This window comes from Caulifigura coniformis (assembly GCF_007745175.1).
Lineage (GTDB): Bacteria > Planctomycetota > Planctomycetia > Planctomycetales > Planctomycetaceae > Caulifigura > Caulifigura coniformis.
This window is the reverse complement of sequence record NZ_CP036271.1, coordinates 4,552,373-4,577,079: the sequence shown is the minus strand read 5'-3', so window position 1 is coordinate 4,577,079 and position 24,707 is coordinate 4,552,373. Positions and strand designations below refer to the sequence as shown.

Here is a 24,707-nt window from a genome sequence, read left to right as displayed (position 1 = left end):
TGCTGGCATGACATTCGATCCAATTCCCTACAACCTGCCGCTCGCATTCGGCACGTTCCTGATCGCGTTGATCGCGGTCTCGACGATCGCCCTGATCGTGGGGCTTGTCGTTTCGTTGCTGACCGTCGGGACGCACGGTCCCGGCCTCGTCTGGGAAGTGATGCAGCGCGGCTGGCGAGACATCACTCAGATGTCGGCCCGCCGCATTGGCGCCCTCACGTCGCTCACCATCAAGGAATCACGACGGAAAAAGGCGTTCTGGGTCCTGGTCCTTTTTCTGATCCTCTTCCTGTTCGCCGGCTGGTTCCTGCCGAACGAAAACTCTCAGATGGAGACCCCGGCGAAGCCCTTCATCGCCTTCGTCCTCACGACGATCCAGTGGATGACGCTTCCCGTCGCGCTGCTCCTCGCCTGCTGGGGCCTGCCGACCGATATCAAGGACCGGTCACTCCACACCGTCGTCACCAAGCCCGTCCGTCGCGGCGAAATCGTTCTCGGACGCATCTTCGGCTATGGCGCGGTCATCACCGCCTTCGTCGTCATCATGGGCGTCGGCGGCTACATCTTCATCATCCGGCAGGTCCCCGAAACGGCTCAGAAGCAGCTCGTCAGCCGCGTCCCCGTCTATGGGCAGGTCCAGTTCCTCGACCGCAGCGGTGAGCCTTCCGCCACCGGCAAAGGGCTCAACGTCGGCGACATCTGGGAGTTCCGCAGCTACATCGAAGGCGTCACCAAGGCCTCAATGACGTGGACCTTCAAAAACCTCAACGTCGCGTCGCTGGCGAAGCACGACAGCCTCATCCTCGAGAACCGCTTCGAGGCCTTCCGCTCCTACAAAGGGCAGATCAATGAGCCGGTTCGCTACAAGCTGACACTGGTGAACAACTCCAACGGCCTGCGCGTCACGAACGGCGACCTCGTCAAGGGGATCGCCGAATTCTCCGACGAACGGGTCCGCAAAGCCGACGTCGCCGACGCCGCAAACGACACCTCCGAGGAGAAATTCGCCACGGCCTATCGGATGCAGCCCACCACCGTCATCGAGATTCCCCGCAACATCACCTACATCGATGTCTCCGCCGCCGGCGGCAATCAGACGAAGACGGTCGACCTCTATCAGGACATCATCGACAAGGGAACGCTCACCGTCGAAGTCACCTGCCCGGACGCCCAGCAGTACATCGGGGCTGCCCAGTCCGACCTCTTCATCCGCCTGCCGGATCGCAGCTTCGCCTCGACCTACTTCAAGTCCGTCTTCATGACCTGGCTGATGCTCATGCTCATCTGCATGATCGGCGCCACGGCCAGCACCTTCGTCAAGGGCCCGGTGGCGACCCTCCTCACCTTCTCTCTCATCATCCTCGGCGCCTACATGAGGCCCGGCATGGAGAAGATGGTCCTCGATTACTCCCGCCAGGGGCATGTCCTCGGCGGCGGCGCCCTCGAATCGTTCTACCGGCTCATCACCCAGATGAACCAGCAGTCCCCGCTGCCGGACAACTTCGGGTCCCGGCTGATCGTCTGGATCGACTCGGGCATCCTCGAAGTCCTCCGCCAGTTGCGGCACGTCATCCCCAACTTCAGTTACTTCAATACCACCGAATATTCGGCCAACGGCTTCGACGTCCCCCTGGACGCCGCCCTCCTCCCGGGGATCGCCACGGCCCTCGCATATTTACTTCCCTGCCTTCTGATCGGTTATTTCAGTTTGGCGCTGCGTGAACTGGAGGCGAAATGAACCAACTCAGCACCCGGCAACGAAAGACGATCTACGTCGTTGCCATCGTGGTCCTGCTGGCCCCGATCATCTATCTGGGACAGCCAGCGACCAGTGCCGGAACCGAATCCGGCGGCGTGATCGCCCGCGAACGCTTCCGATCCCGGCTCGGCGAAGCCAGCCTCGGTGACGTCGATCCCGCCAGCACCTCGATGAGCCTCGTCCTCCTCGGAATGCGGGGAATGGCCGCCAACCTCCTCTGGATGCAGGCCGACAAGCTCCGCGACCACAAACAATGGTCCCAGCTCGAGCAGACCGTCGAATCGATCCTCCTCCTGCAGCCTCACTTCCAGTCGGTCTGGAAGTTCCAGTGCTGGAACCTCACCTACAACGTCTCGGCCGAATGCGACGCGGTGACCGACCGCTTCTACTGGGTCAAACGCGGCCTGATCTTCCTCACCCGTGGAGTGAAGCGCAACCTGTCGATTCCCGAACTGCCCCACGATCTCGGCGACTTCTGCGGAAAGAAGATCGGCCGGGCGGACGAACGCGATTTCTATCGCCGGTTTTTCGTCTCCGATCCTGACCCCGAGTTCAAGGGGGGCCCCGACCCGGCGGTCAATCCGAACGGCGAGGACAACTACCTCGTCGCACGGAAGTGGTATCAGCAGGCGAACGACGTGGCTGACCAGGGAGTCGTGCAGCAGCACAAGATGGACGGCCCGTTGTTCTACTCGTACCCGCCGAAGTCCCTGATGGACTTCGGCGCCGCCAAGCAGCAGGACGCACTCGATGCCAAAATCGAGTCCATGGACCAGCTCTTCACCGAAGCCCGTCAGCGATGGGCGGAAGCCTACGATGAATGGGTCGGAGTGTTTGGCCGGCGGGAATTCGTCGTGCCGATCTTCGGCAAACTGCAGATCGACGGGAACACCGCCGAACTCGAGAAGTACGCCGCCGAAGACAACATGACGCTTCAACAGAAGATCGAGTATCGCGACCGGTACCAGAACACCACCGGCTACCGGTACTGGAAGCTCCGTTGCGAGGTCGAAAAGACCGAAGACATGTCGCTGGGGCACAAACTGCTCATCCTGGGCCGCAAGAAATATCGCGATGAACAGGACATGCAGGGCGCCGAAGAGGCCCTCACCGAGGGGCTCACGCGAATGGAGCGGGTCTTCAACGCCCACAAGAACGATGAAGGCCGCAGCCGCATCGCCGCCGACGATTCCGACATGCTCGAAGAGGTCGTCAAGGCGCTGCTGATTTACCGCCAGGTGCGGGAGATCAACGGCCGCCCCATCGGTCAGGAGGATGACTTCCCGATGAAGAGCATCTGGAACGATCCGGAATTCCAGGACGAGATCACCTCGCTCGCCGAGAAGTTCCAGCGCTGGCAGGGTGGCGTCAGCGTCAAGTAAGACGCACACGCCGAGTCGTGAACAACGGAGGGCCGGTCGAATGTTCGACCGGCCCTTTTTCGTAGGATGCCCTCCCACCGCGATGAACAAGAGGAGGTCGCCCGCGTGCGGCATCCGGCGGCCGCCGATCAAACCAGCTCTCGGCGAGCGGGGGGCGTCAGTCCCCTGATCCGGTCTGCGAACGACGCAACAACGCTGATCCCCAGAGGCCGGGCCTATTCGGGGAAGGCCCAACAAAAAACACCCCGGCCGCTCAAAAGCAACCGGGGTGTTGCGATCCTCAGACCGGTTCGCCCGGTTCAATCCTTCTTCGGCTCATCCTTCTTTTCGGCGGGCTTCTCCGCCGGCTTTTCCTCGGCCTTCGGTGCCTCTTTCTTCTCGGCCGGCTTCTCGTCAGCCTTGGGGGCCTCCTTCTTCGGTTCCTCTTTTTTCTCCCCCTCCTTCTTGGGCTCTTCTTTTTTGTCGGCCTCCTTCTTTTCGGCCGGCTTCTTGTCGTCCTTCTTCGGCTCTGGCTTCTTGGTTTCAACCGGCTTCGGAGGATCGACCGGCGTCAGCTTCACCTCGCCCACCACCCGCACTCCCGGGACGGCCTTCTTCAGCGCATCCATTCCGGCATCCGTCACCTGCGTCTGCCACACGTAAACCGACTTCAGGTTCTTCAGGCCGTGCAGGTGCGCCAGCCCCGCGTCGGTCACCTTCGTCCCGTACAGGTTCAGATAGGCCAGCGATTCCAGTCCGGCGAGCTGCTTGAGCCCTTCGTCGCCGATCGCGGTGTTCTCGAGGTGCAGCTTTTCGAGGGTCTTCAGCCCCGAGATGGCCGACAGCCCCCCGTCGGTGATCTTCGTCTTGGCCAGGTTGAGCGACGCCACGGGCGTCAGCTTGGCCACCTCCACCAGCACCGCGTCAGTTACCTCCTTGTCGGCCAGGTGCAGCGTGACGTCGAGTCGCGAATCGTTCTGGGCGATCGACAGTACGTTTCCCCCCACCGCTTTCACGGCCTTGACCGCATCCGGATTCGGGGGAGTCGCGGCAGGGGCATCGGCTGCGTGGGAAACGGAGGCGCTGAGAAACAGGAGGGTGGATATCCACAGGCGCATGGCAGGAACTCCAACAGGCGGGCGTCAGGGGAAGGGCTTCAGGAACCCCAGTTTAGCGAGGGGAAGCGAGGGGAGCGAAGCGCACTCGACGTGCCGAACACCGCGAAACGGAGACGCAATCCGGCTGGTCATACCGCGAAATGCGATCACACTCTGAGATGCCCGGACAACCGGAATCGATTACGGTCCCTCTTCATCCGTCTCCGCAACAGCCCGGATTGATCCCACATGGACGTCCTCGTACCGCTCGTCACGCTCACCGCCATGGAGATCGTGCTCGGGATCGACAACATCGTCTTCATCGCCATCCTTGCCTCGCGGCTCCCTGTTCAGCAGCAGGCCCGGGCCAGGAACATCGGCCTGATGGCCGCAATGGGGACGCGCATCCTTCTGTTGTTCTCAATCACCTGGGTGCTCAAGCTCGACAAACCCTTCGTCTACCTGACCGATCTCGGCATCCCGGCCGGCATCCTGGGAGTTGATCCCGCCAACCCGAAGTCCCTTCCACCAGATGTCGCCCTGGATCCCCATTCGTCGGCCGGACGAGCGCTCGGCATCAACGGCATCTCGGTCAAGGACCTCATCCTGCTGATCGGCGGCATGTTCCTGATCTGGAAAAGCGTCCGCGAGATCCATCACAAGATCGAGGGCCAGCACGAATCCGCCGCCAAGGTCCCCACCAGTTTCGCGAGCGTCGTCGGGCAGATCGCCCTGATGGACATCATCTTCTCGCTCGACTCCGTGATCACGGCCGTCGGCATGGTCGACGCCGACAAGGTCTGGGTGATGGTCGTCTCCATCATCCTCGCGATTCTGGTGATGCTGAAGTATGCAGGGGCCGTCAGCCGTTTCGTCGACCGCCACCCCACGATCAAGATCCTCGCCCTCAGCTTCCTGATCCTCATCGGCGTCATGCTCGTCGCCGAAGGCATCGGCACGCACTTCAACAAGGGCTACATCTATTTCGCGATGGCGTTCTCGCTCGTCGTCGAAATGCTGAACATGAAGCTCCGGCCCGCCGAAGCAGCTCACGCGAACGACGACTGAACTTCCCCGTCCGTCCTCAGTTCGAGCGGCGCGCCAGATCTCCGCGTCCGCCGATCAGCGGTACACGCCCCCCAGTTCCGGTCCCACGCGCTTCACGATCACCACCGAATTGATGCCCAGCATCCCGAACGAGTTGTTCAGGATGTAATCGCATTTCTCCAGACGCCGCGGCGTGTTCGCCACGATCTGCGGCAACGCGCAGCGAGGGTCTGGATCTTCGAGGTTGATCGTCGCATGCGCCAGCCCGTCGCCGAAGGTGGGGACGTTCCCCATCAGTTCCAGCGCCCCCGCTGCCCCCATCGCGTGACCGATGAAGCTCTTTGTGTTGTTGATCGCCAGCGAAGGACGGTCGCCAAACACTTTCCGCAGCGCCTGGCATTCCTCGATGTCTCCCTGCTCGGTCGCCGTGGCATGGCTGCTGACAAGGTCGATGTCGTCGGCCTTCAGCCCGGCCCGCTCCAGCGCCAGCCCGATGCACTCCGCCTGCCGCGTCGGGTCCGGGAGCACGAAATCGGTCGCGTCCGAATTGATCGCGTAACCGACGATTTCTGCATAGATCTTCGCGCCGCGGGCGAGGGCGTCCGGCAGACGTTCCAGGGTGCAGATTGCTCCCCCTTCGGCAACGACAATCCCCTTGCGACCAAGATCGAACGGCCGGCACGCCCGCTCGGGAACGTCGTCCCACGCCAGCGCACCCTGGCTCTTGAACCCGGCGAAAATTCCGAACGTGTGAATGCTTTCTGAAACGCCCCCCGCGAGCGCGAGATCGACTTCATTGAGCCGCAGCATCTGCACGGCCTGGATGAACCCCGCGTTCCCCGCCGCGCACGCCGCCCCGATCGTCAGGTGCGGACCGGTGATGCCCATGTTGAGCGTCACTTCGCCGGCCGGATTGTTCGCGACCGTCCGCGGATTGTGGTGATGCGTCCAGACGCTCGTGTCGTACCCGAACTTCGAGATCTCGTAGATCTCGTTTTCGGTCTCCACGTTGCCATGCTCGGTGATGCCCAGGTACACGCCCACCCGGCTCTTCCGGACGTTCGGCCAGTCCAGCCGCGAGTCCTTCACCGCCTCGTTGGCGCAATAGATCGAGATCGATCCCACGCGTGTTCCGCGACGCCGATCCTTCTTCTTCTGGTGCCGGAATTCGTCGAAACGGCACACGCCCGCCAGGACCGGCCCCATGTACCGCGTTTCGAACGGCACGACGCCCGACTTGCCAGCCAGCAGCGCCTGCCGGAAATCATCCAGGCTGTCCCCGTTCGGCGCAGTAAGGCCCACGCCTGTAATGACAATTCGGTTCCGGTCCTCTGTCGCTGCCATGTGATTCCTGAACTATGCGGGGCCCGTGAGCGTAGCGCGTCACGCCAAACGTGACAAGCGGCCGACGCCATCTCTTTGCTCCCCAATCGCTTCCGACGGCGGATGCGTCCCGAGGCAGCCCTCGGATGGCGAAATCGGGGAACGTTTCTTCTCGTTCACCCGCCCGCCAGACACCACTGCACCCCTTGGATCACCGCGTCGCAGGCGCCCCCGAACGTTGCGACAAGAACTGCCAGCCCCAGCAGCGGCTTGACGGCCGTGGCCGCCAGCGCCCCCGGAGCAGTCGGCGCTGCCCGGGAGACCAGAACCTGGCACCAGTCGAGAATCGTGATCGCCGCCAGCACAGGAAGCGCAGTCCGGATTGCGATCTCGAGGGCCCCGCCCAGCACCTGGATCGGGCCCCGCCACCCCTGCCAGAGGTTCGCCGTCGTCCCGACCGGCACGTTCCGAAAGCTTTCCAGCAGCCCTTCGACGACAGGCATCGCGCCCCCCGTTCCCCCCAGGACGACCAGCAGGATTCCAATCCCGCCCAGAAGCCGTACACAAGGCCCCGCCGCCTCGCCCTCGGAGATCATCGCTTCCGCCGCCGCATCGCTCAGCCGCAAGCGGTCGTCGATCAGTTCACCAGCCAGCTTCAGGCTCAAAATCAGCCCGCCGACTCCGACGCCCAGCGCCGCACCGTAAGCCACTTCAGAGGCCGCGAGGAGCCCCACGTCGCCAGGCAATGCGACGCTTGTACCCACGGCCGCCCATCCAAGAAGCAGCGAACCCGCAATGCGGTAGCGCCACGGGATCGACGCTCCAGACATGAGCGACGCGAACGTCACGATCGCCAGAATGCGAATGGCCGCAAGCAGGGGAGCGGCCATCGAGCCGAGGACCGTGAAGGCGACCTCGATCATGCTGGGAGCCAGGTCCGCTCTCATGGTCCGTGACCCGCCGAGCGATACACCTCCGTCGCATACTCCGACACCCGCCCCAGGATCCATGGGAGCAGCAGGAGCAGCACCAGGCCCGTCGCCAGTAGCCGCGGGACGAAGGACAGCGCATGGTCATGCAGCTGGGTCATCGTCTGGAGCACGTTGACCACCAGGCTCACCAGCAGCACAGCCCCCAGCACGGGGGCCGCGATGACGAATCCCGTCATCAGCGCCGTTCGTAACAGGTCCTGGGCCGTATCGATGGTCATGGTGGCGCAAACGTCCTCAACTGGTAAACGGTCGGATGCTTTCCAGCAGCGTTTCGACCGTCAGCAGCCAGCCGTCGATCAGGACAAACAGGAGCAGCTTCAGCGGGAACGCCGCCCACGCCGCCGAGAGCGATACGACGCCCAGCGAATTGATCAGGGAAGCGACGACGATGTCGATCACGACAAACGGCAGCAGCAACTGAAAACCGATCGCGAAGGCCACCTTCAATTCGCTCAGCACATACGCCGGGAGCAGCACCGACAGCGGCAGGTCCTCGTAGTAGCGAGGCTCGGCTGCTGGCGACGTCTTCCACTGCGACTGGTATTTGAGGATCAGGTCAACGGCCGCAGTGTTCCCGGCAGCCTCGATCTGCAGCGACATGAATTTCCGGATCGGCGCCGCCCCGTTTTCAAAGGCGAGGGTCACAGCGGCCTGCTGCTCATGGGCACTGGCGTACTGGCCGGCCGCGTAAGGCGCATAGCCGGCGTCGTACGATGCTCGCCACACAGGCGCCATGACGCCCACGGTCAGGAACAGCGACAACGCCATCATCGCCTGCGGGGGAAGAAACTGTCCCCCGCCGAAGCCCTGCTTGACGATCCCCAGCACAACGGCGATGCGAACGAAGCTCGTCGTCATCACCGCCAGGGCAGGCGCGAGGCTCAGCACGCCGCCCAGCAGCAGCCATTTTGCCGTCGACGCCGCTTCCGGCGACGTCGCCACGAAGTCGCTCACGAGCCTCGCGGCGTCAGGCATGCCCCACCTCGGTGCCGCCGCGTCGCGGGGCGTTCACAGGGCGCTCGCCGCCGATCGTTCCGGCCACGGCCTTCGATTCCGGAGTTCTTTCCGCCGCGCGCCGTTTGGGGGGCGTTTGAAGTTCCGCGATCTGCGCCGCACGTTTCGACAGGCATTCCGCCGTGATGGTCGCGACCTCCACCGGATCAGTGACGACCGCCAGCGTCTGCATTGTCGCGCCCGACGAAGAAACCAGCAGCACTCGCTCGCCAAGCCGCAGCAGGGTGACCGATTGATTCGGGCTGACAGCCGACCGGCCAAGGACCTGGAAAACGGTGTTCGGAATTCGCCAGTGCGAGGTCCCGCCGCTGCGACGCGCCCAGAACGACAAGCCAGCCGCCGAACCCACGATCCCCACCATCACCAGCCACACCATCCACTGCGAACGGGGCCGATCCCCGCTGCCGGCTGGCGAATCCCCCAGCCTGCGAATCGGAGTCTTGCCGGCGTCCGCCGTCAATACGGAGGTCCCGCCTGCCGTGGAATCAGAAAGGGAAACCGGAGCGGCCGAATCAATCCGGCGAACGGCCCGGGGAGTTTCTGGAAAGGCACTCAGTTCTTGGGCCGAAACCGGTTCCGCAATGCAGTTCGCGAGCATCGCCGCCAGGAGTGGGGCGACGCGCAGAACGGCCAAGCCGGGCCTGCGCCAGGCGGCGGAATTCGACAGGGGCGACGTCCGTGTCACCGTGGCTGCCAGTCTGTCAGCACAGTTGGAAATGCGGACGGCGTTCCAAAACCCTCCGCGTGGCGGGTTTATAGGAGCGGCAGCTTTTGCCGGTCAATGTGGGCTTTCCGCCGGAACGCCCCTGTCGAACAACCGGATCGCGACGACAGCGATCGCGCAGCCCGCCAGATTCGAAACAAGATCCCACCCCGTGTTGATGTACCCGCCGACGTTCGTTTCCGGAACGAGCAGGGTCGCCACAAACTCGATCACTTCGTTGAGCGCGCCAAATCCCATCCCGGCCGCTGCGGCCAGTGTCAACATTCCCAGCGACGGTCGAACCCGCTGGCCCGTGAACGAGGCAATGATCGAGCGCAGGCCTTCCCAGCACACGAGCGTGGTCACGCCGAATCCGAACGCGTGGACCACGTGGTCGTACTTGAGCCGTTCGGGAATGAGCCACCAGCTATACAGCACGCGCTTCGTGCCGTTGATCGGCCAGCTTTCGGGGACAGGCAGCAGACCTCCCGCCATATGCAGCAGCCCCCACACGCTCAGGCCCCAGAGCGCCCATCCGCTGAGCTGCACGCGGCGATGAACCACGATCATCACCGAAAGCAGCACCGCCATCACGGCGATGTAGAACAGGAACTCGCCGTTCCCCGTGCGGATCGCCACCACGATCGCGGGAGCCAGGTACAGGAGCGTGAAGCCGACGACAGGCCAGGGGAAACGTCGCATGGGCAGGGGGGCAAAATCGCGGTCGGGGCGGGTCGGAGAAGGCGGTCCGATCCTGTCGATCATATCTCTCCGGGAAACTGGCCGCTGCAGGAGTCGGTTGACTCCGTCTTTCCGGCTCCCAGGGCGGCTTGACCCGCGTCCCCCGCCTCAACAGGCTGTAGGTTCTTTCCAGGACGCGCCGACTTTGGCCCGTCCGGTCGACTTCACCTGCCGGCTCGAACCATGACGCTCATTCTCCGTTCCGCTCTCGCGTTCCTGGTCCTGTCTGCTTCGGCCTACGCGCAGAACGCCAAAGACGGCCCCACATACACCTCGCCCGACAAAGCCGACGGAGACTTCGCCTTCGCCGGCGAGTATCTCGGATGGCAGCAGCTCCAGGGCGATCTCCGCGGTTCGCAGCGCATCGGCGTGCAGGTCGTCGCGCTCGGAAACGGGAAGTTCACCGCCGTGAAATATCTCGGCGGCCTGCCCGGCGACGGCTGGCTCCGGGGTCAGCGGATTCTCCTCGATGGCGAACGGACCGCGGAGGGGGTCGCCCTCAAGGGGAATGTGACTTCGCTGCTCGTCTCTCCCGAGGAAGCGCTCGTCGTCGACAGCCTCGGAAACAAGCTCGGTGAATTGAAGCGGGTTCACCGTGAAAGCCCGACGATGGGAGCCAAAGCGCCGGCCGGAGCGACCGTTCTCTTCGATGGCGCCGGCACCGACCACTTCAAGAAGGGCAGGATGACCGAGAACGGCTGGCTTATGGCCGGTACGGAAACCAGTGATGCCTGGAATAACTTCCGCCTCCACGGCGAATTCCTCCTTCCCTACAAGCCTCTCGCCCGCGGACAGGCGAGAGGGAACAGTGGCTTCTACCTGCAGGGGCGCTACGAGCTGCAGGTGCTCGATTCATTCGGACTGGAAGGGGGCGAGAATGAGTGCGGCGCCCTCTACAAGCTGGTCCGCCCGGCCGTGAACATGTGCTTCCCACCGCTCGAATGGCAGACCTATGACATCGACTTCCAGGCGGCGAAGTTCGATGCCGACGGAAAGAAGATCGAGCCCATGACGATCAGTGTCTGGCACAACGGCGTTCCGATTCACGCGCAGCGGAAGATTCCCAGCAAGACCGGAGCCGGAACCGCGGAAGGGCCCCAGCCGCTCCCGATCAAGCTGCAGGACCATCAGAACCCGGTCGTTTACCGGAACCTGTGGATCATCGATACGGCCAAACCCGACGCCCGCGACATCGACTGGCTCGCGCTGCCCATCAAGGCCCCCCCGGTTCCTGTCGCTGTATCCGACGCATCTGGCAACCAGTTCTGAAGAAACGAACTCATCGCCGCTCCAGGATGGAAATCTTCCCGGTACGCCACCACGACCGGAATTCGAGTTCGTCGATCACGTCCGTTCCCGGAAGCGGCCCGTAGGTCACGGAGTATTGGCGTCGCGGCGCAAAGATGTTGAACGGGCTGTTAACCACGATCTCCGCATCCCGATGCAGAGGGCTCAAGCGGGCGAGATATGGGCCGCGATGTTCTTCCCCGCGGTAGTGCGGCGTGAATCGGCGAAGCCCGCCATATTCGAGCCCCGCATTGATCTCGTTCGGATCGACTCCCTGCGCCTCCAGTTGGTGAATCGCCTGCCAGATCGTCTTCTGGCAGACGCTGTTGTCCTGCAGCCCCAGCAATCCGCCGATTGCGTAGATCGCCGTCAGCAGCAGCCCCACTCCCGGGAACGAAGATCGTTCTGTGGGAACAACTGTGAACTGCCACGCCATCAGCACGGCGACGCAGACTGGCCAGGCATATCGGCCATGCATCGTCGGCACGATGCACAGAAGTCCGACCAGAATCGACAGCGAAAGCGAGGATCGCACGAAACCGCGGCTCTGCAGCAGGTCGCTGGCCCGAAGCTGAGTCGCGAGTTGCGCTGCCGCGAACAGCGAGAGCACCGCCAATAATGTCGTCCCCACGCGAAACACGGAGACCCGCGTTCCGAATGCTTCGACCGCTGGCCCTTCGAGGTGCTGCATTTCGACAATCGAATCGCTGAAGCCGATTCCCAGGTCGAAGACTTCCTGGCGTTCATAGGGAGCCGGCAGGCCGCGATTCAGGACCAGCATGATCGCCAGCAGCGATCCCCAGGCGATCAACCCCTTGCGGACGACACGGAAACGGATTTGTGACCAGCCGCCAATCCAGACAGGTGCCAGGTACAGAGATGTCGCCAGCGCGAGTATCGTGAGACGCTCGACAAGCTCCACCGGCGCAGGAAGCGCCGTCCGGGCCGTGACTGATGTGGAATACGGTGTTCCTCGAATGAAAAGCCACCCCCAGTATCCCACCACGAACGGAGCGAACGTCGCGAGGGTGATCAGGAGCCGGCGGTCAAGTCGCCGACCCCTCACCACTTTCATCGCCTCGATCAGGCAATCGGCGATCAATGGGATCACCGCGGTCTGGCGGGCCAGGTAACCGAACGCGGCCAGCAGTCCGGTCCCCACGGAACTCAGCGCCCGGTGCTGTGGCCGGCGATTCAGCAGCACGGCCAGCCAGATGAAGGCCGTGACCGAAGTCACGTCGCTCATGAACGAGTTCTGGTAGACCATGTTCAGCGGGTTCAGGAGAACTACCGCTGCAATCCAAATGGCCTGGCATTGGCTGCGCCCGGAATCGCGGCCCCATTCGTAGATTCCCATGGCGCCGAGCCAGGACATCACGAACATCGACAGGCGGAACGCGAAGTACGACGGTCCCAGGATCGCTCCGAAAAGCGAACCCCAGAGAACGTGGCCAACGAGCGTGAAGGCAGGCCAGTCGGAGAGCACCATCCGTCCGGTCGCGAGAAAGTGCCTCGCCGTCTCGACGTAGTCCCAGTCGTCGCAGTGCGGCAGCTCATCCGTCGGCGGAACGACGAGCCCCACCGCCAGCGAACACGCGGCCAGGACCGTGACAGCAATGAGACGCTCACGCCAGCGCGTCGCCGGCACGCCACATGCCGGCCGATCTCCTGCAGGGAGGCCCCGCGCAAGATTCCGATCGAACCCCGTAGCCGATCCCAAGACGCAACCTGCCTGTCATGAAAGACAAGATCCCGCAGCCCCTCCGCCCGACGTGATTGAAACAGCAGGCAGGCCCCTTGAGAAGCCAGCAGCCCGATCGCACAGGCGAGCGGGGGAGATCAGCCCCCTGATCAAGCGCCCTCTCACTTCTGACCGCGGCCTCTCAGGCCTGCACGCCGCTGTTCGCCCCGTTGTCCGTCGCCGACGTATTGAAGTAAGTCAGCAGCTGGCTCGTCGAAAGGATCTCTTCCGCCTCGGGCGGCAGGTTCGCAAGTACCATCTGTCCGTCCGACCGGCTCATGCGCCGGTGCAGCATGATCAGCTTTCCGATCACAGAACTCGTGAAGTACTTCACGCGTTCCATGTTCAGGACGATTCGGGTCACCTTCTGCTTCTCGACAAGAGACGTCAGCTCCTGCCCGAATTCCTCGATGTTGTCTTCCTCAGTGAGCCGATCGCGAAGTACGTCGACGCGGGCGACGTCTTCATCGACTGCAATCTTGAAAAACCGCGACTCCATCGCACCGTTTCCCATCGCACACAGGGGGCGGTTCTCGCCCGGATCACCGAAACCTTGCCGGCCCCGGCCGGCGGCCTCTCATCGAATGCAATCGGCCTCCGCTCGTTCTTCGTCGCGGATCGCCTCGCCTGTCACGCCCGGGCTCCCTTCCAGGAACTCCGGATGGACCACGGCGCCTCTCACCGTCGCGAAGTCTCCAATCAGCCCCGCGGGGCCAGGAAACTCCACCGGGATGTAGCGCCGATCCGTTCCTCGCAGCCAACCGGGACGCCACTCCGATTCGCGCTCCACGAGCACCTCGAGCGGCCGGTTAATCCATCTGGCATAGTAGTTCCCGGCCAGCTCGCGTTCCAGAACCGACAGCCGATGGCATCGCTCCCGTTTCAGTTCTGCGGGAATCTGGTTCGGCATCGTGGCCGCGGGCGTGTCGCGACGCGTGCTGAACGGGAAAACGTGGATCTTCATGAACTGGGCCCGTCGGCAGCTCTCGAGCGTCTGCTCGAACTCCTCGTCCGTCTCCCCCGGGAAGCCAACGATCACGTCCGTCGTGAAGGCCACCTCCGGAATCCGGTCGCGGAAACGGTCGAGCATGTCCAGAAACCGCCCCATGCGGTAACGGCGGCGCATTCGCTCCAGGACCGTGTCCGAACCGCTTTGCAGGGCGGGATGGAACTGCGGGCACAGGTGCTCGCAATCCGCCGCGGCGTTGATGAAATCGGTGTTCAGCTCGTTCGCTTCGACGCTCGAAAGCCGCATCCGCCAGTCTCCCGGGATCCGGTCGAGTCGTCGGAACAGATGCCATAGCCGGAACGGAGGCAACCCGCTGCGACCGCGAGTCGTCTCGACTCCGTAATGCCCGACATGAATCCCCGCGATCACGATTTCCTTGTGACCATTGTCGATCAGTCGCCGCACCTCGTCTTCGATGTCGTCCGCCGACCGGCTGCGAAGTCCCGGACGCACCTTGGGGATGATGCAGTAGCTGCACTTCAGGATGCACCCGTCCTGCACCTTCACATACGCCCGCTTCCGGCCGTCGAACGTTGAGATCCCCGCCGGCATGTTGTGGACGCCCTCGCGGAGCAGCACGTCCGGAAGTTCGCGCTTGTCCGTGACGACTTCAAACACCGACGGCAGTTCCTTGACCGCCTCGGGATCGCGCGTCGCGTAGCAACCCATCACCAGCGTCCGCGTTCCGGGATTCTCCCGCGCCAGCGACCGGATCATCTTCCGGGACTTCGAATCCCCTTCGTTCGTCACCGTGCACGTGTTCACCACGCACAGGTCGGCGTTCTCCCCGTCTGCCGCCTCACGGAAGCCGTGCTTTTCCAGGGCCTCCTTGACGAGCTGGGTTTCATACTGGTTGACCTTGCAGCCGAGGGTCACCAGTCGGACGGTGCGGGACATGAATCAGCAGTGGGAATGATTCGGCAGGGACTTTGATTTCAATCGAGGATCGGGGGCCCATCATAGACTCGCCAGACCCGAATGGCGCGTCAAAGAGCCACTCAACGACAATCGACATCCGAAAGCCGTCACCAGCGCCGCACCGCAGTTCTGTCGGAACGACCGCCGCAGTCAGAAGTTCTGCGCCTCACGGACCGAACGCCACCCGCGTCACGCCCCTCATCCACTCCCGCGCCACCCCCGTTCGGACTGGAGTGAACTGGCCGTTTCTGCCAAGCCTGACGGTTTCGTCGTCAAACGCGTTTCCCACGTTTCAAACCCCGCACGATCGTCCTTGAAAAACCCCCGCCGAACATCAGACTGGCCCCCATGCCAGCTATTAAAAAACTGCTCGTCTGTAACCGCAGCGAAATTGCGATCCGCGTTTTCCGGAGCGCCACCGAACTCGGCATCCGCACCGTCGCCATCTTCGCCCACGAAGACCGCTTTGCCCTCCATCGCTTCAAGGCGGACGAGGCCTACCAGGTCGGACAGCCCGGCGAGCCCATCAAGAGCTACATGGATATCGACGGCATCATCGCCGTCGCCAAGGAAAACGGCGTCGACGGCATCCACCCCGGCTACGGATTCCTTTCCGAAAAGCCTGAACTCGCAAAGGCTTGCGAAGATAACGGCATCACGTTTGTCGGCCCGAAGGTCGAACACCTGATCAAGCTGGGCGACAAGACCGCCGCCCGCACCATCGCCATGCAGGCCGGAGTTCCCGTCCTCGGTGGCTCAACAAAGGCGCTCAAGGACGCGAAGGAAGGCCTCGCCGAAGCGAAAAAGCAGGGATACCCCATCATCCTGAAGGCCGCCCACGGCGGCGGCGGCCGCGGAATGCGCGTCGTCCATAACGAAGCCGACTTCGTCGACAACTACGAAGCCGCGCGACGCGAATCCCTCGTCGCCTTCAACTCTCCCGATATTTTCATCGAGAAATTCATCTCCCGGGCCAGGCACATCGAAGTGCAGCTCCTTGGAGACCAGCACGGCTCGCTCGTCCACCTCTACGAACGCGACTGCTCCGTCCAGCGCCGCCACCAGAAGGTCATCGAAATCGCCCCGGCGCCGAATCTCGACCCAGCGGTCCGCGACGCCCTCTGCGAAGCCGCGGTGAAAATCGGCAATCAGGTCGGTTATGTCGCCGCCGGAACCGTCGAGTTCCTCGTCGATGCCGACACCAACAAGTTCTACTTCATCGAGGTCAATCCCCGTATCCAGGTCGAGCACACGGTCACGGAAGAAGTCACAGGCTTCGACATCGTCCGCGCCCAGCTTCTCGTCGCCCAGGGCTACAAGCTCGGTGACCCCGAGATCGGGATCGACTCGCAGTCCAACATCCGCACCAACGGCTTCGCCGTGCAGTGCCGCGTCACCACAGAAGACCCCGCGAACAATTTCGTCCCCGATTACGGCCGCATCTCCCACTACCGCTCCGCCGGCGGCATGGGCGTCCGTCTCGATGCCGGGTCTGCGTTCTCCGGCGCCTGGGTCCATCCCTATTACGATTCGCTGCTCGTGAAGGTCACGACCCGCGGCCGCCGCTTCCAGGACGCCATCCGCCGCACGCATCGCTGCCTGCAGGAATTTCGTATCCGCGGCGTCAAAACCAACATCCCCTTCCTCATCAACGTCCTCCAGCACTCCACCTTCGTCACCGGCGAATGCACGACCCGGTTCATCGACGAAAACCCCTCCCTGTTCGAGTTCCCGAAACGCAAAGACCGCGCGACGAAGCTCCTCAGCTATGTCGGCGGCGTCATCGTCAACGGCAACCCGATGGTGAAAGGCCGGCCCGTCGCCACCCGGCGCACTCCCGCCCCCATTCCCCCGTACGATCCCCGCGCCACCCGTCCGGAAGGCACGAAGGATCGCTTCCGCAAGCTCGGCGCTCAGGGATTCGCCAGGTGGGTGAAAGAGCAGAAGCCGCTGCTCATCACCGACACCACCTTCCGCGATGCCCACCAGTCCCTGCATGCCACGCGGTTCCGCACCTACGACCTCGTGCAGATCGCCGAGGCCTATTCCTTTCTGCTGCCGCAGCTCTTCTCGCTCGAAATGTGGGGCGGGGCGACCTTCGACACCACCATGCGCTTCCTGCAGGAATGCCCATGGGAGCGTCTCGACCAGATGCGCGAGAAGTGCCCCAACATCCTGTTCCAGATGTTGCTCCGTGCCTCGAACGCCGTCGGCTACACCAACTATCCCGACAACGTCGTCCGCGAGTTCGTCAAGGAAGCCTACGCCGACGGAAATGGCGTCGATGTCTTCCGCGTCTTCGACTGCCTCAACTGGGTCCCCAACATGCGGGTCGCCATGGAGGCCGTGAACGAAGCCGGTGGCATCTGCGAGGCGGCCATCTGCTATTCGGGCGACATCACCAACCCCAACCGCACCAAGTACTCCCTCAAGTACTACGTCGACCTCGCCAAAGACCTCGAGAAGATGGGGGCCCACATCCTCGCCATCAAGGACATGGCCGGACTGTGCAAGCCGGAAGCGGCCGCCACGCTGGTCAAGGCTCTCCGGCAGGAAATCGGCGTCCCCATCCACTTCCACACCCACGACACCGCCGGAATCCAGGCCGCGTCGATCCTCCGCGCCGCCGACGCCGGACTCGACATCGCCGACGCCGCCATGGCCCCCATGTCCGGCGGAACCTCGCAGGTGAACCTCAACACCCTCTGCGAATCCCTCCGCTTCCAGCCCCGTGAAACCGGCCTCGATTCCCGCCGGCTCGACGAGATCGCCGAATACTGGCGCTGCGTCCGGCAGTTCTACCTGCCGTTCGAAAGCGAAACGCTCCCCGGCACGGCCGACCTCTACAACCACGAAATGCCCGGCGGCCAGTACACCAACCTCTACGAGCAGGCCCGCGCCCTCGGCCTGGCCGATCGCTGGCAGGAAGTCTGCCGCGTCTATGCCGAGGTGAACCAGCTCTTCGGCGACATCGTGAAGGTCACGCCCACGTCGAAGTCGGTCGGCGACATGGCCCTCTTCATGGTCGCCAATGAACTCACCAGCGACGATGTCCTCAACGGCAAGAAGGACATCGCCTATCCCGAATCGGTCATCGACCTCATCTCCGGCGCGATGGGCCAGCCCCCCGGCGGCTTCCCCGAGCAGGTGAAGCAGCGGATTCTCGGTTCCCGGCCTGCGTTTGAACGTCGTCCCGGCGAATCCCTTCCCCCCGCCGACCTCGACGCCGCCGGCAAGAGCCTCGAACCGCTGCTCGAACGCCCCGCGACGAAGCGCGACGAACTTTCCGCCATCCTCTATCCCAAGGTGTTCGAGCAGTTCGCCGCCCACCGCCAGGAATTCAGCGATACCAGCGGCCTCCCCACGCCCGTCTACTTCTACGGCATGCAGCCCGGTGAAGAATTCGCCGTCGATATCGAGCCCGGCAAGACTCTCTTCCTGAAGTTCACCACCACCGGCAGCGCCCATCCGGACGGAACCCGCTCGGTCTTCTTCGAACTGAACGGCCAGCCGCGTGATGTGAACGTCCCCGACGCCACGCTCGAGTCGACCGTCGTCAAAAACCTGAAGGCCGACGCGGCCGACCCCACCCACATCGCCTCGAGCATGCCCGGCATGGTCGTTTCGGTGGTGGTTGAGCCGGACGAGGCGGTCAAGAAGGGACAGAAGCTGCTGACGATTGAAGCGATGAAGATGCAGACGACGGTCAACGCCAGCCGCGACGGCAAAGTCGGGAAACTGCTTGTCAAAGCCGGAAGCCGCGTCGACGCCGGCGACCTGCTCCTGACGATCGAATAACCGTCTCGTGAGCCGCGACCCGTAGGGGAACGCGGCCGGGTGGCACTGGCTCTGCCAGTGAACCGCATCGAGAGACCTCCCCAACCATTGTGTTGTGGACGATCAGACCCGATTCGGCACGCGACGTGCAATTCATCCCAAATAGCCGGACGAGACGCGTTCCAAATCCAGAAAACGCAACGTGTTGAACCGGTTTGTTGTGTTTCGACGCCTGAAAACGCTACATAATCCGGAAGGCCTTTTCGGACTGCTGCGAATCGCAGCAAATAGGCCCTTCAGAGCCCTCGGGTTTCCCGGGGCACAGTAGTTGTGAGCAGATTCGAAACTTCGCACTGAAAACTTCGCGCTGATCACGAATTCCCGTCCAATAGCGTCCCCATTCCTTTCGTAAGTTTCCTCGGATTCCCGAGCCGGCCACAATCGTTGGGGCGATCGGAAATCTGTCGAGTTTCGTGTCCCGAACGTTGTCCTGGAGTCCCTCATGCTCACGCGTCGTACCGCTCTCAGGCGGGCCGCCCCTCGCCGGGGCTTCACCCTCATCGAACTGCTCGTGGTGATCTCGATCATCGCGACCCTGGCGGCCCTGATCCTGCCAGCCGTGCAGAACGCCCGAGCCACAGCGCGCCGGACCGAATGTCTCAACAACATCCGAAACCTCGGCATCGCCGCACAGTCGTACGCCACCAGCCGCAACGGCAGCCTGCCGTACCTGACGGATTTGAGCGCCCCCATTAACTGGGGTACGGCCTCCACTCCGGTCAACGCCGGAACCCCCTGGACGGTCCAGCTCTTCCCGTTCATCGAATTGGGACCTCTCGGCGAACGCCTCGCCGCCTCCACCAACGACGGTACCGGCGTGAACACCACGACCGGTCTGGCCGAGGTCAAGAACAAGGTCCTGAACTGCCCGGATGATCCGAACGACAACCTCCCCGGCAACCTCTCCTACGCGATCAACGTCGGATACATCTCCAACGCGATCTACGGCGCCGATATGACGGTCAACGCCACCGGAACGCCCACGGCCGGCCACGTCTCGTCGCTCTACGACTACAGTTTCAACGGAACCGGCGCCACGCCGATTCCGGCGGATGACCGCGAAGTGGCTCGTGGAACGGGTGTGTCGTGGCCCGATGTCCAGATCAAGCTCGACCAGGTTTCCCGCGCCGACGGCACCACCGCCACCCTCCTGTTTGCTGAAAACCTCCAGGCACAGAACTGGGCCGGTCGCGCTCCTGCAGCCACCGGGGACATCGAAATCAGCGATTTCTCGTTCGGTCTCCCCGTGGCGAACTCCGGCACCAACTACGTCATCGCCGCCTCGACCACCGCGGGGGGCGTTGGAGTTGCCGGCACGGCGGCCGCACCGGTCAAAGGCACCTCCCTGGCGATCCCGGCCGGGTTCCGTGGCGTCGTCGCCAGCAACGGCATGATCAACGCCAACCTCCAGGGCGCGGAAGGCCAGGCCCAGCGGCCCAGCTCGACGCACTCCGGCGGTGTGAACGTCATCTTCTGCGGCGGCAACGGCAGGTTCCTCAACCAGACGATGGACGCCATGGTCTACTCCAGCCTCCTCACCTGGGACGGCTCGCGCAAGGGCCAGAACATCGTCAGCGACACCGAATTCTAATCGGCTGCGGAGCGGACGTGATTTCAGGACACGAGCGGCGGTGGGAATCTCCCACCGCCGCTTTTTTCGTTGGCCATGCTCAAGGGAGCAGCAATGCGCTCGCCGCCGGTCGGATGAACCATCGGTTCTCCAATGTTCCGACGGAGTTCCTTGAATGCCGCAGCTCCCCCCGTTGCTCATGGCCCCTCCGCAACCTGAGCCCCGCAAGGAGCGACACATCGCATCCGCGCGCTGCCCCCGTTGCGACGAAAGCCATTTCTCCCCCGTTCAACCTCCACCATCCCCTCACTTCCTTCCCTTCCTTTTCTTCTGTTCCCCCCGTTTCCTTCTGTTCCCCCCGTTTCCTTCTGTTCCCCCCGTTTCCTTCTGTTCCCCCCGTTTCCTTCTGTTCCCCGTTGAAGCCACCTCGGGAAGCCGCCCACCCCGTTCCGAGAGACGTCCTGTCCCCTGATCCTGTATCTTTCCTGTTCAAACCTGAGCCATCGACACAGCGCCCATGCTCGCCCGGATTGGAGAATCGCGAATCGAACTCCTGGTCGGAGACATCACCCGCCAGGCCGCCGACGCCATCGTCAATGCAGCCAACTCACAGCTCGCCGGTGGTGGGGGAGTCGACGGCGCCATTCATCACGCCGCAGGCCCCGCTCTGATGCAGGAGACGGCCCGGAGATATCCCGAGGGCTGCCCCACGGGCCAGGCCGTCGCGACCACCGCAGGGCGTCTGGCCGCCCGATATGTCTTCCATGCCGTCGGCCCTGTCTGGAAAGGCGGGCGACAGGGCGAGCCCGACCTGCTGGCAAACGCCTATCGTCGTTGCCTCGAACTGGCGATCGAACACGACTGCGCATCGATCGCCATGCCCGCGATCAGCACCGGCGTCTACGGATACCCGATCGACCTCGCCGCCCAGACCGCATTGGGGACGACCCGCGAGTTCCTCATCGCCCGCGGCCGTCCCTCGATCGTCCGTTTCGTGCTCTTCAGCGAAGGAGCCTACGGAGCCTTCGCCCGAACGATTGAGGCCATGTTCTACCCCAGCCAGTAAACAACGCCCTCTCCCCCCAACCCGGCGAGCGGGGGGCGTCAGCCCCCTGTGATCACCGGGCACAAAGCTCCCCGGCGTGGCGACCCGGTTGTGGCGCGATCTCCCTCCCTCCGCGTCTCTGTGGCGAATCTCCTCCCCGCCCGAAAAGGCACACCGCCCCGAATCTTCTAAACTGGGGAGCCCCGTCACTCGATCCTCAGGACGCTTCCATGCAGAACGGCGCAATCGCGGCCCAGTTTGAAGAGCTTGCCGAGCTCCTTGAGATTCAGGGGGCTAACCCGTTTCGCGTCCGCGCCTACCGCAACGCCGCCCGCGCCATCCTCGATTCCACGGAGTCGATCGCGGCAGCCGCCGACAGCATCGCGAAACTCCGCGAGTTTCCCGGCATCGGGGAAGACCTCGCAAAAAAAATCCAGGTCCTGGTCCAGACCGGCAGCATTCCGCAACTGGCCGAGCTCCGCGAACAGGTCCCGGCCGGAGTCGTCGCCATGTTGCGCGTCCCGGGCCTCGGCCCGAAGAAGGTCTTTGCGCTCTTTCAGGAGCACGGAATCCGTTCGCTCGACGAGCTGCGCCTGGCCGCCGAACAGAACCGGATCGCCGGCATCAAGGGCTTCGGAAAAAAGACCCAGGACGCCATCCTCAAGGGGCTGGAAGTCGCAGAGTCGGCCGGCCGGCGGGTCTACCTCTCGGAAGCGAAGCAGGTCGCCGAGCAGATCGCCGAAGACCTGAGATCCGTGCCCGGTGTCGCGCAGCTCGAAGTCGCGGGCAGCTGCCGACGCCGCAAGGAGACCTGCGGCGATCTCGACCTGCTCGCCGAGGCGTCGCAACCGGACGCCATCATGGACCGCCTCGCCGGGCATCGCCTCGTCGAGGCGATCATCGCCCGGGGCGACACCAAGATGAGCGTCCGCCTCTTCAAGGGGCTCCAGCTCGACCTGCGCGTCGTCCCCGCAGAATCCTTCGGAGCGGCCCTGCAGTATTTCACCGGGTCGAAAGAGCACAATGTCGTCCTCAGGCGCCGTGCCCAGGACATGGACCTCAAGCTCAACGAATGGGGCCTGTTCCGCGGCGAGCAGATGGTCGCCGGCCGCACCGAGCAGGAGGTCTACGCCGCGCTCGGGCTCCCGGTGTTCCCCCCGGAGATCCGTGAGAACCGGACGGAGTTCGCCCTCGCGGAGCAGGGCCCGCTTCCGCGCCTGGTCGAACTTGATGACATCAGGGGCGACCTGCACATGCACACCACCGCCTCCGACGGATCGGCCTCGATCCTCGAAATGGCCGAGGCCGCAAAATCCCGCGGACGCGAGTACATCGCCATCACCGACCATTCCAAGCGGGTCTCGATGGCCAACGGCCTGGATGCCCCCCGCCTTCTCGCCCACTGGAAGGCGATCGACGAAGCCCAGAAGTCCATCAAGGGAATTCGCATCCTGAAAGGGATCGAATGCGACATCCTCGAAGACGCCACCCTCGACCTCCCCGATGACGTCCTGGAACAGGCCGATTGGGTCATCGCCGTCCTGCACTACGGCCTCCAGCAGCCTCGTGAGCAGATCATGAAGCGGCTGATGTGCGCCATCACGAATCCCCATGTCGACATCATCGGCCACCCCACTGGTCGCCTCGTCGATCGCCGCAAGCCGGCCGACATCGATTTCGATGTCTTCCTCGACGCCTGCGCGAAGCACCGCGTAATGGTCGAAATCAACGCCAATCCCGCCCGCCTCGACCTCGACGATATCCATGCCGCCGCCGCGAAGAAACGCGGCATTCCCATCGTCATCAGCACAGATGCCCACGGCTTCGCCGACATGGACCTCATGCAGTTCGGCGTCTTCCAGGCCCGCCGGGCCGGCCTGACGCGCGACGACATCGCAAACACCCTCCCGGTCGACGCCTTTCTCGAACGCCTCCGGCAAGCGAAAGGGTAGGGCACGCCCCTCTCCAGCTGCCTCCCCCCACCCGGGCAGCCCTGCCGCATGGTCGAGCACCCCTGCGCAAACTGGCACACCCGTTGCATTCTGCAGGTACTCCAGCGGAGAAGCCGCAGAATTGCTGGAAATTCAGACGCGAATGCCCGGTGGCTGCTGAATCGATAAGCAAGACTGCTTACCACGCTGGCACGGACGCCGGCTCCACAAATTCCTTGACACTCACCGGCAGACAAAGCACTCAGGCGCCATGGAAAAATTTAAGCTGGAATACATCTGGCTCGACGGCTACACGCCGACGCCGAACCTCCGCAGCAAGACCACCATCAAGGAATTCAAGTCCTTCCCCAAGCTCGAAGATCTCCCCATGTGGGGCTTCGACGGCAGCTCCACACAGCAGGCCGAAGGACGCAGCTCCGACTGCATGCTCAAGCCGGTCGCCATCTTCCCCGATTCCACCCGGAAGAACGGCGCCCTCGTCATGGCCGAAGTCATGATGCCCGACGGCAAAACGCCGCACCCCAGCAACGGCCGCGCAAACATTCCTGACGATCCGGGCGCCTGGTTCGGCTTCGAGCAGGAATACTTCCTCATGCGGGATGGCCGGCCCCTCGGCTTCCCCAGCGGCAGCGGCTTCCCGCAGCCCCAGGGCCCGTACTACACCGGCGTCGGCTACACCAACGTCGGCGGCATCGCCCGCGAAATCGTCGAGAAGCACCTCGACCTCTGCCTCGACGCCGGCATCAACCACGAAGGCATCAACGCCGAAGTCGCCAAGGGACAGTGGGAATTCCAGGTCTTCGGCAAGGGCTCCAAGAGTGCCGCCGACCAGGTCTGGGTCGCCCGCTACCTCCTCATGCGACTCTGCGAAAAGTACCAGGTCGACGTCGAATGGCACTGCAAGCCGATTCGCGGCGACTGGAACGGCTCCGGAATGCACTGCAACTTCTCCACGGCCTACATGCGTGAGAAGGGCGGCAAGGAGTACTTCGAAAAGCTCATGAAGGCCTTCGAAGTGAACGTCAACGACCACATCGCCGTGTACGGACCGGATAACCACCTCCGCCTCACCGGACACCACGAAACGCAGTCCATCGACAAGTTCTCCTACGGCGTTGCCGACCGGGGTGCCTCGATCCGTGTCCCGCACAGCTTCGTCAACAACGAATACCGCGGGTACCTCGAAGACCGCCGACCCAACAGCCAGGGCGACCCGTACCAGATCGCCGGCCAGATCCTGAAGACGATCGCCACTGTCCCGCTCGGCTGATTTCCAGTCCCGCGAAACGTGAGATGTGTCTCCGAGACGCC

19 protein-coding genes are annotated in these 24,707 nt (G+C 63.4%); 9 read left to right on the top strand and 10 right to left on the bottom strand.

Annotated elements, in window-relative coordinates:
• Nucleotides 1-7 precede the first annotated feature (7 nt).
• Both Pan44_RS18475 and Pan44_RS18470 read left to right on the top strand, forming a co-directional pair.
• A complete protein-coding gene (locus tag Pan44_RS18475) occupies nt 8-1,738 on the top strand; it encodes a hypothetical protein (protein WP_145031960.1) in 1,731 nt (576 codons plus the stop codon).
• Complete coding sequence (locus Pan44_RS18470; RefSeq protein ID WP_145031957.1) at nt 1,735-3,141, top strand: hypothetical protein; 1,407 nt, start codon at nt 1,735-1,737, stop codon at nt 3,139-3,141. The genes Pan44_RS18475 and Pan44_RS18470 overlap by 4 nt, the downstream gene beginning before the upstream one ends.
• A gap of 299 nt (nt 3,142-3,440) precedes the next feature.
• On the opposite strand, the gene Pan44_RS18465 is transcribed toward Pan44_RS18470, so the two are convergent.
• On the bottom strand, nt 3,441-4,238 hold the full coding sequence (locus Pan44_RS18465) for a leucine-rich repeat domain-containing protein (RefSeq protein WP_197453446.1): 798 nt from the start codon (nt 4,236-4,238) through the stop codon (nt 3,441-3,443).
• Nucleotides 4,239-4,466: 228 nt separating this feature from the next.
• Between Pan44_RS18465 and Pan44_RS18460 the strand changes: the two genes are divergently transcribed.
• Entirely contained in the window at nt 4,467-5,285 is an 819-nt protein-coding gene (locus Pan44_RS18460) for a TerC family protein (protein WP_145031954.1), read from the top strand.
• A 54-nt stretch (nt 5,286-5,339) separates the two neighbouring features.
• Here Pan44_RS18460 and Pan44_RS18455 read toward each other — a convergent pair whose 3' ends face one another.
• The 6 genes from Pan44_RS18455 to Pan44_RS18430 all read right to left on the bottom strand — a co-directional run bounded on the left by Pan44_RS18455 (nt 5,340) and on the right by Pan44_RS18430 (nt 9,998).
• A complete protein-coding gene (locus Pan44_RS18455) occupies nt 5,340-6,608 on the bottom strand; it encodes a beta-ketoacyl-[acyl-carrier-protein] synthase family protein (protein WP_145031951.1) in 1,269 nt (422 codons plus the stop codon).
• A 155-nt stretch (nt 6,609-6,763) separates the two neighbouring features.
• Nucleotides 6,764-7,534: a flagellar biosynthetic protein FliR gene (locus Pan44_RS18450; RefSeq protein WP_197453445.1), complete on the bottom strand. Its 771-nt coding sequence runs from the start codon at nt 7,532-7,534 to the stop codon at nt 6,764-6,766.
• Nucleotides 7,531-7,797 carry a flagellar biosynthetic protein FliQ gene (locus Pan44_RS18445; protein WP_145031944.1) on the bottom strand — a complete coding sequence of 89 codons (267 nt, stop codon included), beginning with the start codon at nt 7,795-7,797 and terminating at the stop codon, nt 7,531-7,533. The genes Pan44_RS18450 and Pan44_RS18445 overlap by 4 nt, the downstream gene beginning before the upstream one ends.
• 16 nt (nt 7,798-7,813) lie before the next feature.
• Complete coding sequence (locus Pan44_RS18440; protein ID WP_145031939.1) at nt 7,814-8,554, bottom strand: flagellar type III secretion system pore protein FliP; 741 nt, start codon at nt 8,552-8,554, stop codon at nt 7,814-7,816.
• Nucleotides 8,547-9,227 carry a flagellar biosynthetic protein FliO gene (locus tag Pan44_RS18435; protein WP_145031937.1) on the bottom strand — a complete coding sequence of 227 codons (681 nt, stop codon included), beginning with the start codon at nt 9,225-9,227 and terminating at the stop codon, nt 8,547-8,549. Before Pan44_RS18435 ends, Pan44_RS18440 begins: the two co-directional genes overlap by 8 nt.
• Before the next feature lie 144 nt (nt 9,228-9,371).
• Nucleotides 9,372-9,998, bottom strand: coding sequence for a DUF2238 domain-containing protein (locus tag Pan44_RS18430; protein ID WP_197453444.1), 627 nt, complete (start codon nt 9,996-9,998; stop codon nt 9,372-9,374).
• Nucleotides 9,999-10,220: 222 nt separating this feature from the next.
• Here Pan44_RS18430 and Pan44_RS18425 point away from each other — a divergent pair, with 222 nt between their 5' ends.
• The gene (locus tag Pan44_RS18425; protein ID WP_145031931.1) at nt 10,221-11,306 is read left to right on the top strand and encodes a 3-keto-disaccharide hydrolase; all 1,086 of its coding nucleotides are present in this window, start codon (nt 10,221-10,223) and stop codon (nt 11,304-11,306) included.
• Nucleotides 11,307-11,316: 10 nt separating this feature from the next.
• On the opposite strand, the gene Pan44_RS18420 is transcribed toward Pan44_RS18425, so the two are convergent.
• The 3 genes from Pan44_RS18420 to mtaB all read right to left on the bottom strand — a co-directional run bounded on the left by Pan44_RS18420 (nt 11,317) and on the right by mtaB (nt 14,971).
• Entirely contained in the window at nt 11,317-12,972 is a 1,656-nt protein-coding gene (locus Pan44_RS18420; protein WP_145031928.1) for a hypothetical protein, read from the bottom strand.
• Between the two features lie 235 nt (nt 12,973-13,207).
• Nucleotides 13,208-13,564 carry an STAS domain-containing protein gene (locus Pan44_RS18415; protein ID WP_197453443.1) on the bottom strand — a complete coding sequence of 119 codons (357 nt, stop codon included), beginning with the start codon at nt 13,562-13,564 and terminating at the stop codon, nt 13,208-13,210.
• 78 nt (nt 13,565-13,642) lie between these two features.
• Nucleotides 13,643-14,971, bottom strand: coding sequence for a tRNA (N(6)-L-threonylcarbamoyladenosine(37)-C(2))-methylthiotransferase MtaB (gene mtaB, locus Pan44_RS18410; RefSeq protein WP_145031922.1), 1,329 nt, complete (start codon nt 14,969-14,971; stop codon nt 13,643-13,645).
• A 369-nt stretch (nt 14,972-15,340) separates the two neighbouring features.
• Between mtaB and Pan44_RS18405 the strand changes: the two genes are divergently transcribed.
• The 5 genes from Pan44_RS18405 (at nt 15,341) to Pan44_RS18385 (ending at nt 24,666) form a co-directional block, all read left to right on the top strand.
• The gene (locus Pan44_RS18405) at nt 15,341-18,790 is read left to right on the top strand and encodes a pyruvate carboxylase (RefSeq protein WP_145031918.1); all 3,450 of its coding nucleotides are present in this window, start codon (nt 15,341-15,343) and stop codon (nt 18,788-18,790) included.
• Between the two features lie 481 nt (nt 18,791-19,271).
• Entirely contained in the window at nt 19,272-20,420 is a 1,149-nt protein-coding gene (locus Pan44_RS18400; protein WP_145031915.1) for a DUF1559 family PulG-like putative transporter, read from the top strand.
• 496 nt (nt 20,421-20,916) lie between these two features.
• A complete protein-coding gene (locus Pan44_RS18395; RefSeq protein ID WP_145031912.1) occupies nt 20,917-21,465 on the top strand; it encodes an O-acetyl-ADP-ribose deacetylase in 549 nt (182 codons plus the stop codon).
• A gap of 209 nt (nt 21,466-21,674) precedes the next feature.
• Complete coding sequence (gene polX / locus Pan44_RS18390) at nt 21,675-23,396, top strand: DNA polymerase/3'-5' exonuclease PolX (protein ID WP_145031909.1); 1,722 nt, start codon at nt 21,675-21,677, stop codon at nt 23,394-23,396.
• A 250-nt stretch (nt 23,397-23,646) separates the two neighbouring features.
• Nucleotides 23,647-24,666 carry a glutamine synthetase beta-grasp domain-containing protein gene (locus tag Pan44_RS18385; protein ID WP_145031906.1) on the top strand — a complete coding sequence of 340 codons (1,020 nt, stop codon included), beginning with the start codon at nt 23,647-23,649 and terminating at the stop codon, nt 24,664-24,666.
• Nucleotides 24,667-24,707: the final 41 nt, after the last annotated feature.

Coding starts and splice junctions, on each gene's coding strand:
- Pan44_RS18425 (WP_145031931.1), top strand. CDS start 10,221: ATGACGCTCATTCTCCGTTCCGCTCTCGCGTTCCTGGTCCTGTCTGCT.
- Pan44_RS18395 (WP_145031912.1), top strand. CDS start 20,917: ATGCTCGCCCGGATTGGAGAATCGCGAATCGAACTCCTGGTCGGAGAC.
- Pan44_RS18400 (WP_145031915.1), top strand. CDS start 19,272: ATGCTCACGCGTCGTACCGCTCTCAGGCGGGCCGCCCCTCGCCGGGGC.
- polX (WP_145031909.1), top strand. CDS start 21,675: ATGCAGAACGGCGCAATCGCGGCCCAGTTTGAAGAGCTTGCCGAGCTC.
- Pan44_RS18415 (WP_197453443.1), bottom strand. CDS start 13,564: ATGGAGTCGCGGTTTTTCAAGATTGCAGTCGATGAAGACGTCGCCCGC.
- Pan44_RS18475 (WP_145031960.1), top strand. CDS start 8: ATGACATTCGATCCAATTCCCTACAACCTGCCGCTCGCATTCGGCACG.
- Pan44_RS18430 (WP_197453444.1), bottom strand. CDS start 9,998: ATGCGACGTTTCCCCTGGCCTGTCGTCGGCTTCACGCTCCTGTACCTG.
- Pan44_RS18460 (WP_145031954.1), top strand. CDS start 4,467: ATGGACGTCCTCGTACCGCTCGTCACGCTCACCGCCATGGAGATCGTG.
- Pan44_RS18465 (WP_197453446.1), bottom strand. CDS start 4,238: ATGCGCCTGTGGATATCCACCCTCCTGTTTCTCAGCGCCTCCGTTTCC.
- Pan44_RS18470 (WP_145031957.1), top strand. CDS start 1,735: ATGAACCAACTCAGCACCCGGCAACGAAAGACGATCTACGTCGTTGCC.
- Pan44_RS18405 (WP_145031918.1), top strand. CDS start 15,341: ATGCCAGCTATTAAAAAACTGCTCGTCTGTAACCGCAGCGAAATTGCG.
- Pan44_RS18440 (WP_145031939.1), bottom strand. CDS start 8,554: ATGCCTGACGCCGCGAGGCTCGTGAGCGACTTCGTGGCGACGTCGCCG.
- Pan44_RS18450 (WP_197453445.1), bottom strand. CDS start 7,534: ATGAGAGCGGACCTGGCTCCCAGCATGATCGAGGTCGCCTTCACGGTC.
- mtaB (WP_145031922.1), bottom strand. CDS start 14,971: ATGTCCCGCACCGTCCGACTGGTGACCCTCGGCTGCAAGGTCAACCAG.
- Pan44_RS18385 (WP_145031906.1), top strand. CDS start 23,647: ATGGAAAAATTTAAGCTGGAATACATCTGGCTCGACGGCTACACGCCG.
- Pan44_RS18455 (WP_145031951.1), bottom strand. CDS start 6,608: ATGGCAGCGACAGAGGACCGGAACCGAATTGTCATTACAGGCGTGGGC.
- Pan44_RS18445 (WP_145031944.1), bottom strand. CDS start 7,797: ATGACCATCGATACGGCCCAGGACCTGTTACGAACGGCGCTGATGACG.